This is a genomic window from Spirosoma sp. 48-14, assembly GCF_001898575.1.
In the GTDB taxonomy this organism is placed as follows: domain Bacteria; phylum Bacteroidota; class Bacteroidia; order Cytophagales; family Spirosomataceae; genus Spirosoma.
On the sequence record NZ_MKUD01000009.1, the window covers coordinates 341,053 to 357,437 of the forward strand.

At 49.1% G+C, this 16,385-nt stretch carries 11 protein-coding genes; 7 read left to right on the plus strand and 4 right to left on the minus strand.

The genetic code is table 11. The annotated features are described in order from the left end of the window. Positions 1-15 precede the first annotated feature (15 nt). The gene (locus tag BGO59_RS08220; protein ID WP_293683060.1) at positions 16-1,032 is read right to left on the minus strand and encodes a GntR family transcriptional regulator; all 1,017 of its coding nucleotides are present in this window, start codon (positions 1,030-1,032) and stop codon (positions 16-18) included. A 245-nt stretch (positions 1,033-1,277) separates the two neighbouring features. On the opposite strand from BGO59_RS08220, the gene BGO59_RS08225 reads away from it, so the two are divergent. From BGO59_RS08225 to BGO59_RS08255, 7 genes are all read left to right on the plus strand, one after another. Then, on the plus strand, positions 1,278-4,493 hold the full coding sequence (locus tag BGO59_RS08225; RefSeq protein WP_293683062.1) for a TonB-dependent receptor: 3,216 nt from the start codon (positions 1,278-1,280) through the stop codon (positions 4,491-4,493). A gap of 66 nt (positions 4,494-4,559) precedes the next feature. Then, positions 4,560-6,086 (plus strand): RagB/SusD family nutrient uptake outer membrane protein, encoded by a 1,527-nt coding sequence (locus tag BGO59_RS08230; RefSeq protein WP_293683064.1) that lies wholly within the window; start codon positions 4,560-4,562, stop codon positions 6,084-6,086. A gap of 280 nt (positions 6,087-6,366) precedes the next feature. Next, entirely contained in the window at positions 6,367-9,069 is a 2,703-nt protein-coding gene (locus tag BGO59_RS08235; protein ID WP_293683066.1) for a c-type cytochrome, read from the plus strand. 148 nt (positions 9,070-9,217) lie between these two features. Then, positions 9,218-9,991, plus strand: coding sequence for a DUF1080 domain-containing protein (locus BGO59_RS08240; protein WP_293683068.1), 774 nt, complete (start codon positions 9,218-9,220; stop codon positions 9,989-9,991). A 95-nt stretch (positions 9,992-10,086) separates the two neighbouring features. Beyond that, the gene (locus tag BGO59_RS08245) at positions 10,087-11,322 is read left to right on the plus strand and encodes a hypothetical protein (RefSeq protein WP_293683070.1); all 1,236 of its coding nucleotides are present in this window, start codon (positions 10,087-10,089) and stop codon (positions 11,320-11,322) included. 133 nt (positions 11,323-11,455) lie between these two features. After that, positions 11,456-12,487, plus strand: coding sequence for a TIM barrel protein (locus BGO59_RS08250; protein ID WP_293683072.1), 1,032 nt, complete (start codon positions 11,456-11,458; stop codon positions 12,485-12,487). Between the two features lie 58 nt (positions 12,488-12,545). Continuing rightward, the gene (locus BGO59_RS08255; RefSeq protein ID WP_293683074.1) at positions 12,546-13,709 is read left to right on the plus strand and encodes a Gfo/Idh/MocA family oxidoreductase; all 1,164 of its coding nucleotides are present in this window, start codon (positions 12,546-12,548) and stop codon (positions 13,707-13,709) included. A 141-nt stretch (positions 13,710-13,850) separates the two neighbouring features. Here the strand turns inward: BGO59_RS08255 and BGO59_RS08260 are convergent, their stop codons facing one another. The 3 genes from BGO59_RS08260 to BGO59_RS08270 all read right to left on the minus strand — a co-directional run bounded on the left by BGO59_RS08260 (position 13,851) and on the right by BGO59_RS08270 (position 16,323). Continuing rightward, positions 13,851-14,807: a nitrilase family protein gene (locus tag BGO59_RS08260; RefSeq protein ID WP_293683076.1), complete on the minus strand. Its 957-nt coding sequence runs from the start codon at positions 14,805-14,807 to the stop codon at positions 13,851-13,853. Positions 14,808-15,116: 309 nt separating this feature from the next. Beyond that, entirely contained in the window at positions 15,117-15,605 is a 489-nt protein-coding gene (locus tag BGO59_RS08265; protein ID WP_293683078.1) for a ferritin-like domain-containing protein, read from the minus strand. A gap of 112 nt (positions 15,606-15,717) precedes the next feature. Further along, the gene (locus tag BGO59_RS08270) at positions 15,718-16,323 is read right to left on the minus strand and encodes a hypothetical protein (RefSeq protein WP_293683080.1); all 606 of its coding nucleotides are present in this window, start codon (positions 16,321-16,323) and stop codon (positions 15,718-15,720) included. Positions 16,324-16,385: the final 62 nt, after the last annotated feature.

The window sequence follows — 16,385 nt, forward strand, 5'->3', positions numbered from 1 at the left end:
TCAATTTGTTCGTTGCTATAGTGATTTTCGTACGATCAAACGGAAGGGATTTTCAATATGCTCCTGACTACCATTCAATATAAGTTGCGCGGCTGATCGCCCCATCTGAGCAAAATCAGTTGAGATTACCGTGATGCCTTCCAGAAGAAACTCTTTAAGGGGGGTGTCATTATAGGAAAGTATCCCTACTTCCTGCCCGATGCCATAGGCCGTTTGTTTTATCTTCTTAATCAGTTCGACCAAATCTTCCTCCATTAAATTAATATAGGCCTGCTGAGATAGGATAGGCTCCTGCTGAATATCATGAATAACCCTGGTTTGGAACCCATATTCATAACAGAATTTATAGTAGCCGTTCAGTATGGCCTTGGGGTGATAGGTGTAGGAGGGCACAAGAATACTGATGGTTCTGTATTTCCTCAATAAAGGCAACGCTTCAATCAACGCCTGGTAGAGGTCTTTTTCGAAGTTCTGAAATACAGCCGCATAGTTGCCGGTTATGCCGTCGAGCAGTTTGTCAAGAATTACCAGTTTATGTTTGGGTAAACTGTTGATTAGCTCAGCAGCCTTCTCCTCCCCGTCGAAAAAATGGCCGATGATAACATAATGCGTATGATTATGGGCCTGACGCTGAATCAAATCCCGGAACAGTCGAAAATCATTGTTATAAATAAAGAAATCAATCGCTACAGTATCGCCCAGCATCTCGACAAAAGAGTCGTAGATGATTTTTTTATGGGCGCTTAACTTATTGAATAACAGGAATATTTTCAGGTTATTTCCTGTTGGCGTATAGTTAATGTAAAAGCCCTTGCCTTTTACACCGCCAATAATCTCTTTCTCTTTCAGTAGTTCATACGCTCGCTCAATGGTGCCCTTCGACACGTCGAATGAGGCACATAGCTCATGAATCGACGGCAGTTTATCGCCCGGTAGAATATCCCGATTTTCAATACCTTCTACGATTGAGTTATAAATCTGCTGGTATTTGGGGGTATTCGAATAGTCGTTGATTTTAATGTGATCGATCATCTCTGATGTCAAATGTCCAGACAGCATCACTGCAGACTTGCTTTTAGGGATGTATAGTAAAGGCAAGTATCTACTAAAAAGCACGAATACCGCCTGATATATTGAAAATTCTTAAAATCTTAATCAAATAATACTAAAACTGGGAAGGTATAGGAAAGTTGCCCCTACATGTTTATCAATATTTGAGTATTCGCTTATGTTTTTTCTATATCTATTTCTGGTAACCCTATTCGATCTAAACCTCCATGAAAAAAATTTATCAACTAGCTACGCTGAGTTTGATAGCAGGAATCGTACCCGGCTTCGCTCAGACGATGCAGCAAATTGAGTCGAAACGAAGTGATTTGATGGCAGGGCAGTTGCTGGCACTGCATGTTCCCAGACCGGACTTATCCTATGAAATCGCTCCGACAGCGGACATAACCATTTCGGGGAAGGTAACGGATGAGAAAGGTGATTTGCTGGCAGGTGTCAGTGTGATTGTAAAAGGGACCACCCAGGGAACAACAACCGATGGCACGGGTAGCTTTCGGATTGCCGTGCCCGATACCCGCGCTACACTGGTGTTTAGTTTTGTGGGTTATGCGAAAAAAGAAGTCGTGGTAGGTAGCCAGACTTCCCTGGCTGTGGCCCTGACACCCGACGATCAGACCCTCAATGAAGTGGTGGTAGTGGGATATGGTAGTCAGTTGAAGAAAGAAGTGACGGGGGCCGTTCAGACCATCAGCTCTCAGGAAATTAAAGACTTGCCCGTTTCGCAGATTGGGCAGAAATTACAGGGCCGACTGGCAGGTGTTCAGATCAACCAGGCAACGGGTAAGCCCGGACAGGGAATTAGCATTCGGATTCGGGGGCAGGTTTCGGTGTCGGCAGGTAGCGATCCGCTGTATGTCATTGACGGCTTCCCGATTACGGGCAATATCGCGCAGTTGAACCCCGACGAAATCGAAGACCTTTCGATTCTGAAAGATGCGGCTTCGACGTCCTTGTATGGATCACGGGCGGCCAATGGCGTTGTGCTTATTACCACGAAAAAAGGCAAACCTGGCCAGACAAATATTAGCTTCACCGCCTACACAGGTTTACAAAAAGTGCCTGTAAAAGGTCGAGTAAAAATGCTGAATGCTGTACAGTTTGCCCAGTTTAAGAAAGAATTCTACGAAGATCAGTTGCTGCCTGTACCCGACATTTTCCAGAATCCATCGCAGTATGAAGGGAAAAATAACGACTGGTATGATGCCTTACTCCGTGTAGCACCCCTTCAAAGCTATAACCTGAGCATTTCGCACAATACCGAAAAGTCGAATACATCGCTGGTAGCCGGTATTTTCAATCAGGACGGTGTCGTACTCAATAACAAATACAAGCGGTACTCCCTGCGGATGAACTCAAACTACAACCTCTCCAATAAGGTTGCGGTCGGGTTCAATGTCGCGCCTTCGTATGTGTTTGATAATACACCTCGTACCGACGGCGACCGGGGCACCGGGATTTTGTTCAACGCCCTGCATACCTGGCCAATCATGCCGATTTATGATGCGAATGGGGAGCTGACGAAGTACAATACGCTGCCAAGTAGCACGGGTAACATCTTTAACTATCCGAACTGGGTACGAGCCGCTAACGAACTGGTGAACGAAACGAAGAATACCAACCTGCTAGGAAACGCTTATATTCAGTTTCGGCCGATTACAGGGCTGACGTTGAAATCGACGATGAATATAGAATATACGAATACGAAGTTCTTCTTCTTCAACCCATCGACGGCCACGAGTGCGATCAACGTACCGATTCCGACCACGGCGGTGTCTATTCGGCAGGGACTGGAAAGCATGTCCTGGCTGAACGAGAACCTGGCCACGTATGCAAAGAGCTTTAACGATCATAACTTTGAACTGCTGGCTGGTTTCACGAATCAGAAGTTCCGGTCGGAGTTTACGCAGGTGCAGGCCAATACCTATGCCGATGACCGGCTACCAACTATTCAGGGTGCACTAAACATTGATCGCACCAACTCGCAAAACGGTGCTAACCAATGGACCTTGACCTCATACCTCTCGCGGTTAACCTATAACTACAAAGGCAAATACCTGCTAACGGCGGCTGTTCGTGCGGATGGCTCCTCGCGATTCGGTTTGAACAATCGCTGGGGTACATTCCCATCGGCTTCGGTTGGCTGGATTGTGTCGGACGAAAACTTCCTGAAAACCGTACCACAGGTTTCGTTTGCCAAGCTACGGGCTAGTTATGGAGTGATTGGCAACAACAACATCGGTAACTACACGCAATATGCTCTGGTAAACAACACAACCAATGCTGTATTTGGCAGTACCGTAGCAACGGGCGCTGTAGTGACGTCACTGGCAAACCCTAACCTGGGCTGGGAAACGACGAAGCAGTTTGACATGGGGCTTGACCTGGGTCTGTTCAACGACCGTATCCAGTTCATCTATGATTTCTATACCAAGCGGACCACCAATCTGTTGTATGCCGTACAGGTGCCACAGGAATCAGGTTTCACCAATTTCAACGATAACATTGGCGAAATTAAATTCTGGGGTCATGAATTCTCGCTGACGACCAAAAACACAATGGGTAAGCTGAAGTGGACCACCAACGCCAATATTTCGTTCAACCGCAATCAGGTTGTATCACTGGCACCAGGTATCGACCGGGTATATGGAACCTTCCACATTACGCAGGTAGGTCAACCCTTTGGCCAGTTCTATGGATTGGTTAAACAGGGGTATTACACCAGTGCAGAAGACCTTAAAAATTCGCCGATTATCCCAGGACGTTCGGCAATTGGAACGATCAAAATGAAAGATGTGAATGGTGACGGCGTTATTACGTATGGTGGCGATGCCGACGACCGGACCATCATCGGTAGCCCATTCCCCAAGTTCACCTACGGGATTACCAACGATTTGAAATACGGCAACTTCGATTTCTCGATCACCGGTTCAGGGTCTTATGGAAACCAGTTGTGGGTTCGTCACCTGTATAGCACGGCCAACCTGGATGGTGTATTCAACATGGTTGAAGGCGTAAAAGACCGTTTCCGCGTACAGAATACTATTGTCAACGGGGCTGCTGTGGCTACTAATGTGATCACGCAGGGAGCTGGCCAGTTCGGTGCTACTAACAACGGTGGTAACTACACGGGTATCGAGCGCGACTGGAACAGCACGCAGTTCCTGGCCGATGCATCGTTTTTCACGATCAAAAACATCACATTGGGCTACAACATCGGGGCTGTTAATAAACTGTTTAAGTCGGCCCGCGTGTATGCCTCCTGTCAGCAAGTGTACATCTTCACGAAGTACTGGGGTGGACCGAACCCGGAAACGAGCGGAAATGGTGCCGGCAACGGCGACGGCGGAAACCTGAGTCAGGGTGTTGATTTTTCGAACTATCCCGTTCCTCGTACCTACACAGCCGGGGTAACGCTGAATTTCTAAAAACACTACTTACTACATCGCTGGAAACTAAACCGTCCGCGATCAATCCTAAAAACCTTGTTTCCAATGAAAATAAAATATATCGCAGTCGCGCTATTGACCCTGGCATCGATCGGCTGCAAAGATGACTTCCTGACCGCAGTACCTGAAACCGCTTTAAGTTCGGCTACATTCTTCAAAACAGAGGCCGATTTTGTACAGGCCGTCAATGGTGCCTACGTGCCTTTTCGGCAGATGTACAACGAACGGGCGTGGGTACTGGAAGAAATGCACTCGGACAACACCTACTATGCACGTAACACGCTGTATGGAGCGGTAGACGCAACCGAAAACGTGGCTGATTTCGCCATTCCTGTCGGAACAGGTGATGGTGGCGCTAAGGTGACCGCCAATGATAACGTGCTGGTACAGTATCGGTTAAATTATGTGGTCATTGCCCGGGCAAACCAGATACTGAGCCTGATCGATGGAATTACGTTTAGTAGCGATGCTGTCAAAAACAATCTGAAAGGCCAGGCTCAGTTTCTACGTGCATTTGCCTATTTCGATCTGGTACGTTTATTCGGGAAAGTCCCTCTGCACTTAACCCCTGTTACGGGCCGACAGGATGCACCAGCCGAACTAGCCACAACCGATCAACTCTATGCGCAGATTGAAAAAGATGCGACCGATGCCAGCAAGAACCTGCTGAACAAAAAAAGCCAGGAACCTGGCCGGGTTACATCAGGAGCTGCCAAAACGCTACTGGCTAATTTGTACCTGACGCAGAAAAAATGGTCGCAGGTAGAAACGCTCATGAAAGATGTGGTGACCAACGACGGGTATAGCCTGATGCCTGATTATAATGATGCGTTCTCCTATACCAACACGAACAAGAATAATCCTGAGTCGGTATTTGAGATCCAGTATATGGAAGGATCGGCGGGCTACAACGGCAACCAGATTTATCGATTCCTGCCTTCGCCGATTACGGCCGACGAAATTAAGCCCATCACAGGAACGTCGAACCCGCAGCCAACATCGCAGGAAAGCAACAACATTCCTACGCCTGATCTGATCGCGGCTTACGAAGCGGGTGATAAACGGAAAGATATTTCGATCGGAACCGTCACGCTGAGCACTAGCCTACGTGCGAATAAAGTGTATCCGTATATTAAAAAATACGCTCGCACCCATGCGTTACACAACAATACAGGGCAGAACTGGCCGGTTTACCGCTATGCTGAAGTGTTGTTGTTCCTGGCCGAAGCGCTTAACGAGCAGGGCAAAACGGCCGATGCCGCTACTTACCTGAATCAGGTACGGGCGCGTGCGGGGCTGGCCGCTACGAAAGCGTCGTCGCAGGCCGATATGCGGGAGGCTATTTTCAAAGAAAGACGCGTTGAGCTGGCCTTCGAAAACAAGCGTTGGTTCGACCTGACACGGACAGGCCGCGTGAAGGAAATTATTACGGCTTATGGTGCTCGTGTGAAAGCCAGTCCGGCCGATTACTACTTCCCTGCAGGAGCTGTACCGCCACCAAACGCCTTTACAAATCTTGACGATTATTATCCGTTGCCAGCGGTTGAATCGGCGTTGACACCTTATTTCTAACTGTACCCCGCTCCTCCCGCATCCAGTTGGGAGGAGCGGTAAATTTATCCTTAAGCATAGTAGCCCATTTGGGCAGATTTCAAGCATTAATATAGGTTGGTAATGGAGTACATAGAAGCAGACTCGTATCGGCTCTGCTTCTTTTTTCATGTATTTATTCAGCCAGTAAGGGCGGTAAAACCTCAACGGCCTGTGCTTTTGTAAGCCTGGGACACATCATTGATCCGCAAAATGACAGCCACACAATAGACGTATTGACACTTAATTACTCAATATAATTATGTTTTTGACGTACAGACCTGTTCGATTAGCCATGGTGGTTGCTGCGATTGTCCTGCTTGGGACATCCTGGATTACCATGCAGGAAGCAGCCATTACAACGGTCGATCCACAGAACCCTAAAATCGACAAACTGAAACTATTGCCCGGTTTCAAAGCCGAACATTTATACAGTCCTTCTGAGAATAAGATGGGGTCGTGGGTTGCCATGACGTTCGACGACAAAGGTCGGATGATTACTTCCGATCAATACGGCTCCTTGTATCGATTGGAGTTGCCGCCGATTGGCTCCGGCTCGTCGCAACCCAAAATCGAGAAACTTAAAGTGGGTACTGTTCAGCCGGGCGATACCACCATCGGTATGGGTTATGCGCAGGGCTTACTTTATGCGTTCAACAGCCTTTATGTGATGGTAAATAACCGGGAGAACAAGAACTTCGGAAAAGGAAGTGGCTTGTACCGGCTTCAGGATACCAATGGCGACGACCAATTCGAAACCGTAACCTTGCTGAAATCGCTGAAAGGCGAAGGTGAACACGGTCCACATAGTATAAAGCTGTCGCCCGATAAGAAATCGTTATATGTTATTTCGGGTAACCATACTGATGTTCCCCAAATGGATGCGTATCGGTTGCCTTCTAATTGGAAAGAGGATAACCTGTTTCCGCAGATAAAAGACCCGCGTGGTCACGCCAACGACCGGATGGCTCCAGGTGGCTGGATTGCCAATGTTGATCCGGAAGGAAAGCGATGGGAGCTAATGGCGGCTGGCTTCAGAAATGCCTTCGACATTGCGTTCAACGAAGCAGGTGATATGTTTGCCTATGATTCGGATATGGAATGGGATTTCGGCCTTCCCTGGTATCGTCCTACTCGTATTTGTCACGTTACCAGTGGAGCGGAGTTTGGCTGGCGTACAGGAAATGGCAAGTGGCTGCCCAGCAACCCTGACAACCTGCCACCTGTATTGAACATTGGACAAGGATCGCCTACGAACCTGGTTTATGGCGATAATGCCCGATTCCCACAACGGTATCGCCAGTCATTGTTTGCCTTCGACTGGAGTTTCGGAATTATCTATTCGATTTACCTGAAGCCGAAAGGGGCAACGTACGAAGCCGAACGGGAAGAGTTTATTTCGGGTTCACCACTGCCGCTGACAGACGGTATGTTCGGACCAGATGGCGCGCTGTATTTCCTGACGGGAGGTCGCCGTTTAGAGTCGGACCTTTACCGAATCACCTATACTGGAACGGAATCGGTAGCCCCTGTAGCGAAGGCACCTGTTCTGACAAAAGAGCATCAGCTTCGGACTCAACTGGAGCAGTACCATCATGGCGCCAATCCAGCGGCTATTGCTGCGGCCTGGCCTAATCTGAACAGCCCCGACCGATTTGTGCGGTATGCAGCCCGTATTGCTGTAGAACATCAGCCCGTTGCTCAGTGGCAGGATAAAGTACTTACGGAAACCGATCCACAGCGACTGATACAATCGGCGGTTGCCCTAGCCAGACAGGGTGATGCTTCGCAAAAAAGCAAGCTTCTTAACGCATTGCTAAAGATCAACTATGGTCAACTGCCCGAATCGCAGCAGTTTGATTTATGCCGGGCCTTTGAATTAATATGCCTACGTATGGGGATGCCCGAAGGGGCCGATAAAGATCGGGTTATTGCGTACCTGAATCCGCATTATCCTGCCAAAACGGCCCTGATGAACCGGGGGCTTAGCCGCGTTCTTATTTCTCTCGACGCCCCAGGTGTAGTGAACAAAACGCTGGCTTTGATGGATATAAAAGATGAACCCGGTAGTCACGATCTTGGACTCGAAACCGCTACAGCCTCTTCCGATCTGATCCTGCGAAACCCACAGTATGGCCTGGATATTGCCAAAATGCTGGAGAAAGTTCCGCCCCTTCAACAGACATTCTATGCTGTTATGCTGAGCCGTGCTGATGCTGGCTGGACACCGGAGTTACGGAATAAGTACTTTACCTGGTTTGCCAATGGATTCAAATTCCAGGGTGGCCGGAGTTATATCGGCTTTATCGACAGAGCCCGTAAACTGGCACTGGCGCATGTGCCGAAGGACCAGTTTGAGAAATACAACAAGCTATCGGGTGCCGATTTGTTGACCACATCCGGCAACGATATTGTCAGCGATTATTCACCCAAAGGGCCCGGACGGCAGTGGAAACTGGACAATGCAGTGGCAGCCGTCGACACAGGTCTTGTAGCTTCGCTCGACTTCGATAGAGGCCGGAAAATCTACTCTGCTATTTTGTGTAGCCGTTGCCACTCAATGGGTGGTCAGGGAGGAGATATTGGCCCCGATCTGACTCAACTGGGAACCCGCTTCTCGAACAAGGACATTCTGGATGCGATCATCAACCCCGACAAGGCTATTTCAGACCAGTATGCATCAACCATTTTTACACTGAAAAATGGGCAGTCGGTGCTGGGTCGGCTTGTGAGTGAGGATAAGGTGAACTATTCGATCTCGCAGAACCCATTTGCCCCTGATTTCCTTCGGAAAATTCCGAAAAAAGATGTCGTGTCGAAAAAGAATTCGACCGTTTCGATTATGTTGCCTGGGCTAATCAACAGCCTGAATCCGGGCGAGTTAACCGATCTGATCGCCTATCTGAAGTCGGGCGGCAAGCAGGACAGTGACGTCTACAAAGCAGGTGGCTCGAAGGGTAAGTGATAAGCTGTTATTTTCATAATTAGACCGAAAATTGGCATGGTTTGTCATGCTGATGAACGAAGCATCTTCGCCTATTATCGCACAATTCCGAAGATGCTTCGTTCATCAGCATGACAAAAAAGCTACCTGGTTTTAACAAAATTTTGATATGGTAAGAAAAAGAAATCTCAGCGCTATCCTACTTCTCGTGGCAGCTTTAGGAATCGCGGGTACCAGCACATCCTGCATAGCGCAGAAAAAGAAAGACGGGTTTGTCTCCATCTTCGACGGGAAGACGCTGAAAGGCTGGGATGGCGACCCAAACTACTGGCGGGTTGAAGATGGCTGTCTGACCGGAGAAATAACACCCGAAAAACTACTAAAAACGAATTCGTTCATCATTTGGCAGGGGGGCGAACCTGCCGATTTCGAGCTGAAAGGAGAATTCAAGATTACCGAAGCCGGGAACTCAGGCATCAATTATCGCAGTGATCGATTACCCGATATTCCGTTTGCCCTGAAAGGCTATCAGGCCGATATTGACGGGAAAATACGGTATACCGGCCAAAATTATGAGGAACGGAAACGAACCACACTGGCCTATCGCGGGCAGAAGACGACCATCGCCCCTTACACAGGTGAAAATACACCGGAAGCGATCCGGGCCAATGTAAAAGCCAATGCCTGGACCGGTATGACGGTCACGGGGTCGTTGGGGAGTTCCGATTCGCTCAAAACATTTATCAAAAGCGAAGATTGGAACACATTCCACTTAGTGATCAAAGGCAATCGTTTACAACACTACATCAATGATGTGCTGATGAGTGAAGTGATAGACGATGATACCGTTAACCGAAAAGCCAAAGGATTGCTTGGCGTTCAGGTACACGTGGGGCCGCCGATGAAGGTGCAATACCGAAACCTGATGATCAAACAGTTATAAGTGTATAGAAATGGATAGGGGGGCTAGTCGTTTAAGTTGCGTCATACAGGCATAACCCCTGCCCGGTTATAATAAAAACAATTGCTTATTTATTAATGGAAACAACCTCAGCAGTCAGTGTAGCGAAAAAAGCTCTGGAACAAGGAAAAGGCATTCTGCGACTCACCCCCACCTGGGTACCCCGATCCTTCTGCGTACCTGGTCGACGTATCAAACTCCATCCCGACGATTATTATGTGCTGGGAGGTGAGCGGGGAGGCATCGATGAACGTTGGTTCTCTTCTACAACTCCCGCCAAAAATGGCCCTCTTACTGGCGAGAATGAAGGGTTGAGCCATATCGTTTTCACCGATGAAGATGGAACGGAAGTTCAGTTTTTGCTCAAAGACGCCGTCGATGAACTTAAGGGTGAACTGATCGGTGATCGGCTCTGGGATCAGTACCAAAGCTGGCCTATGTATTCTAAGTTCTTCGACAACATGGGGCCACTGCCGCATCACCTCCATCACAACGATGAGCAGGCTGCCTTAATCGGTCAGTTGGGTAAACCCGAAGCGTATTATTTCCCTCCACAGGTAAACAACCACGGTGGCGATTTTCCCTACACCTTCATTGGTATCGCTCCCGGTACGACCAAAGAGCAGATCAAAGAATGCCTAAAGAACTTCACGAAGGGCGATAACAAGATCACCAATTATTCGTCGGCGTACCGACTCGAACCCGGTACGGGCTGGGATGTACCACCTGGCTTGTTGCATGCACCGGGTAGCCTGTGTACCTATGAGCCACAGAAAGCTTCCGATGTATTCGCCATGTACCAGTCGCTGGTAAACGAAGCCATCATACCCGAAGAATTGCTCTGGAATGGTACGCCGAAAGACCGGATTGGCGATTACGACCAGCTCATGGAAGCCATCGACTGGGACTTGAATACCGACCCACAAATGATGGCGAACCGCTTTATGCGTCCAAAGCCTGTTCGTGATGAAGAAGAGATGGCTGCTGCGGGCTATCGGGAAGTATGGGTTTGCTATAAAAATGAAGCGTTCAGCGCCAAAGAACTCACCGTGCTTCCTGGTCAGACGGTAACCATTAAGGACAGCGCAGCCTACGGGCTGATTATGATGCAAGGGCATGGAAAGCTGGGTGTGTGGGACATTGAGACCCCAACCATGATTCGGTATGGCCAACTGACAAACGACGAATTCTTTGTGAGTGAGCAGGCAGCCTTAGCAGGAGTTACGATTGTTAACCCATCGTCTACCGACCCGATTGTGATGCTTAAGCACTTTGGCCCGGCTAATCCTGATTTAGACCTAAGCGCAGTGTAAAAAAATAACACAGGGATTCACAAAGATGCTGGAAGACACACGCAGTTTTTCTGAATTCTCTGTGAATCTTTGTAGTTCTTCGACGATCTCTGTGTTATCCGTTTACCTAAAACCTTAAATCAGTTCTCTTTACATGAACCAGAATAACTATCCCAAACTCCACAATGCCATGTGGCCCGGTGTAGTCGGCAAGGGTCCCGACTCTGAGCCCGTCATCGACTTCGATACCATGCTCCAACTGACAGCTAATGCCGAAGTCGATGGGGTTAAATTCGATGGAGTCGACCTGGCCTTGTTTGAGCACATTGATGTCAACCTCTCCGACGATGATATCAAGCGGCTGGCCGATAAAGTGGGCGGCTATAACCTTAAGATTGGCTCGTTGGTAGCCCCCATCTGGGGAGGGCCAGCCATGGGTAATCCAGAACAACGGGCTCAATTTGTCGAAATGGTGCGTAAATCCTGCCACATCGGTCAGCGACTGACGGAACTGGGTGTTCGGCCCAGTGGCGTCGTGCGCATCGACTCCGCCAGTTCGCCCCACGACTGGGCAGTAGATCCGGTGGGCAACAGCAAACTTATTGTGAGTACTTTCCAGCAGGCCTGTGATGTAGCAGCCGACTATGGAGAGAAACTGGCCGCCGAAGGTGAAATCTGCTGGGGTGGCATGCACAGTTGGAAAGCCATGGTCGATACGCTGGTAGCAGTGAACCGCCCCAACATGGGCTTCCAGGCCGACATGGCGCATACGCTGCTCTATACCCTAGGCTACAATAGTCCCGAAGACCGTATTCTACCCCCAGATTTCGACTGGAGTGACCGCGAGGCTCTGTCAGAAGCCCTGAAAAAAGTGACAGCCGCACTGCGCCCCTGGACAATCGACTTTCACGTCGCTCAGAACGATGGAACAGTGTTCGGCTCGGGTTCGCATGATAAAACGGGCCGTCACTGTCAGGCGCTGGACCCCAATGGTAAACTCGATATTGTCCATGATGCCGGATACTGGCTACGAAACGAAAATGGTGAGTTGACCAAAGCTTTCCGACATATTTGCTGGGACGGCTGTATGTTCCCCAACGATGTGATGCTCAAACAACAAACCTGGAATGATGTGCTGGCGACGATGATCAAAGTGCGTCAGGCTCATGGTTGGTACGAAGCATAAACCATCCGGTCAGGAGACGTTATACCTGGCGTCTCTACCTAAAAACCTTTAATCATTTATGTCAACCAAAAAAGAATTACGTATTGGCTTAATTGGCACTGGCTTTATGGGCCGCACCCATTCCAATGGCTATAGCCAGGTCAGTCATTTTTTTCCTGAGTTAGCGTACAAGCCTGTTTTAAAAGCCGTCTGCTCCCGTAACGCTGAAAAAGTCCAGGCATTTGCCGATCAATGGGGTTACCAATCCATTGAAACAGACTGGAAAGCCCTCATCGCCCGCGACGACATTGATGCTGTGGACATCTGTACTCCCAATGATTCTCATGCCGAAATCGCGCTGGCAGCGGCAGCGGCTGGAAAGATGGTACTGTGCGAAAAACCACTGGCCCGTACGGTAGCTGAAGCCCAGCAGATGGTCGATGCCATTGAGCAGGCCGGGGTTGCCAACACGGTATGGTATAATTACCGTCGGCTACCTGCCGTTTCACTGGCTAAACAACTGGTGGAATCGGGCAAGCTGGGTAAGATTTTCCATTACCGGGCCAACTTCCTGCAAGACTGGACGATCAGTGCCGATGTGCCTCAGGGAGGTGCGGGTACCTGGCGTATGGATGTGGAGGCTGCGGGCTCGGGCGTAACCGGCGATTTGCTGGCGCACTGCATCGATACGGCTATGTGGCTCAATGGAGCTATTACCGATGTATCGGCCGTGACCGAGACGTTCGTGAAAGAGCGGATGCACGCCCTAACCGGAAAAGTGCAGCCCGTAGGAATCGATGATGCCTGTATTTTCCATTGCCATTTTGCCAATGGCTCGTTAGGCTTATTCGAATCGACGCGGTACGCTCGTGGTCATAAGGCGTTATACACCTTCGAAATCAATGGTGAACATGCCTCCATTCGATGGGATTTGCACGATCTGAACCGGCTTGAGTATTTCGACCATGGCGATGAAGGAATTGTGCGGGGCTGGCGTTCCATCCATGTGACGGATGGCGATCAGCCGTACATGAGCAAGTGGTGGGTCCCCGGTTTAGGGATTGGTTATGAGCACAGCTTCATCCATCAGGTAGCCGATTTTCTGAAGAGCCTGGAGAATGGAGAGCCCTGCCATCCTACCTTCCTGGATGCGCTGGAAACCCAGAAAGTCTGCGAAGCAGTGCTGGAATCAGCTTCTTCCAGAAGCTGGAAAGACACCGGCGTTGAATCCTTTGAAGGATAACGCACTCGTTTCTCCCTATCGTTGTTTTCTAAAAAGTGGCTTAACTCAGATTTGGGTTAAGCCACTTTTTATTGGTAGGAATAGGGCATCTTGATTATACCTCAATCCCAATACAATCTTGGCCGGGCATTTGATTCATACTTAGTTTGTATCAGGGTTTAGCCAGACTACTTTTTGTTCGGGTGTGTGCTCCTGCCCCAGAACATCTTTATACAAATCAGGACGACGGGCTTTTCGGTAGCGATAGCCGCCTGCCTGCTGTAATTTTTCGGGTGTACAGTTGGCTACCACAACATCGTTGCCTAACTCCCGGCATTCGGCAATAACGTCGCCAAAAGGGTCGATAATCATTGAACAACCATTTTTTAGCTGATCGTCGTCCATACCGATGGGGTTGGAGAAGACCACATAAATGCCATTGTCGTATGCCCGTGCGGGAAGCCACTTCATGAGCCAGGCCCGCCCTTTCATACCGTCGAATTCCAGCCGGAGCGAGGTTGGGTCGTTGGCCCGGTTTGCCCAGAGAGCCGGGTCGGCAAAACCCGCACCCGGTCGGGTAGAGGGAGTCAGCATCGTTACATGGGGCATGAAAATAATGTCGGCTCCAAGCAAAGCCGTCGCGCGTACATTTTCGACAATGTTGTTATCGTAACAGATCAGAATACCACATTTCCAACCGAGCAAATCAAAGACAACGTACGAATCGCCGGGCAGAAGATGGGGGTTGATAAACGGATGCAACTTTCGGTATTTGGCAACCAGGCCATTCTTATCGACACAGACGTAGGCTTTAAATAGCTGATCCTGCTGATCTTTTTCGAACAGACCCGCCAGAATAACGATATCGTTCGCCTTCGCAATCTGAATAAGTGCCTCAATACTCTCTCCATCGGGAATGTACTCGGCTAAATCCAGCATCTGTTCGCGCGATAGGTGTCGGGCGAAAGTGTAGCCGGTGATTGAACATTCGTGGAAGGCAATGACCTGAGCGCTCTGCTGAGCCGCCTTTGCCGACAGGTTGCTGATAACCTGTAAATTGTACGCTTTGTCGCCACTGGCATTCTCGAATTGGGCCGTCGCGATTTTCAGGTTTTGCATGGCTGTTCTGTGGTAATGAACACCAAAGGTAGTCGGAATTTAGTGCTCAATAAATCAAAAAGCTATTCGATGAAAAGCCCGAAGTTGAATCAGCCGAATCGAGTGAATTGATCTTTTTTTGTTACGCTGTATTCTGAATCGACCAGTTTGCTACCTATCCAGTTTATGATGCCCGCCGAATCCCGAAAATAGGTAATTAGAGCGGCCAGTTAGTGAGGGCAGATTTGAGAATCTGCCCTCACTAACTGGCCGCTCTGCCTAACTCAAACAGCGTCTAAACGGGTTCAGCTATAAACGCCTAACGAGTTACTACGCCTTAACCGCTTTTTGATTGGCCTTCGTCGTTGCTATTTCCGTTAGCTTTTCGTCGGTTTGTTTTTCCTCATCCAGCGTTTGTTGCAGCAAATCGGCTATCTGGCCCTGACCTGCCTGTTGTGCCAGCGTCCGGGCGGTGCCATAAGAGGCAATTTCGTAATGCTCCACTTTCTGGGCAGCGCCGATAAGGGCCGCATCGGTGATCTCGTCACCATCCAGTTGGTCCAGCAAATCCTGCGCTTCTTCAATGAGTCCCTGCATGGCCATACAGGTTTCGCCGTCGGGATCAATGTCCAACTGTTTGGCCACCTGCTCAAGGCGCTGAACGTGTTTTTCGGTTTGACGCTGGTGCTGTTCGAACGCCTGACGTAGCTGACTACTTTGTGCCTTGCTGATCAGTTGAGGCAGTGCTTCAAGAATCTGGTTTTCGGCGGAGTACAAATCCTGGATGGTGTGCTCCATTAAATCCTGCATGTTTTTCATGACGTATTCGCTTTTTAGGAATTAACCCGGCAGAACGACAAAAGGACAATACGTTCAGGTAAAACAGGTCAGGAAGTAAGGCTACGGTTCGGGGAGCTGAACTCGAATACGCTCAGAGCCCTACCAGATAGTCTGTCAATTGCTTCCACTGGAATTTCTGATAAAACAACCAGCCTGTTTCAGCAATAACTGTATTGATAGCTGCGCGATTGCCTGCTTCGGGCTGCTGATTATTGATGCCTTCCTGGCGGCCAATTTCTGACGCTGTAATCGTTTTGCCCGTTAGCTCAACCCGGAACGTACTCTGGGCTTCCTTATGGAAAAAATGTTCGATCTGCCCTGTCGATTCGTGCGGGTCGTGGCTGGGGTTTACGGTAAACTCTACTCGGTTCTCAGTGCTGCTAAAATCACGGACATGTACCCAGTTTTCGGGCATAGGGCCTGGCAACGCTACCCGGATATAGTCTCCGACTTGTGGATGGCCATTTGGTTTGGGCTGGCCGTTGGTATCGTAAAGCTGGAAATCGGCCGTAAGGCTGGACAGTCCTGACCATCCGTTTACGTTTAGCAATTTACTGACTGCCAGCCTGAAGGCTACCTGCGCTTCGGCTTCGCTGGCGAATGTGCGCTCACTGGAATAGCTAACATCTTTAGTCGCATCGCCCTGTAGTGCCTGTACTTCATGTTCGATTCGATCGATAATAGGCTTCCGTTCCATAGGACTTAGTCGTTAACAGTTTATGACCGTCAATAAAACGTGTAAGCCTTTTATCTGTTTGT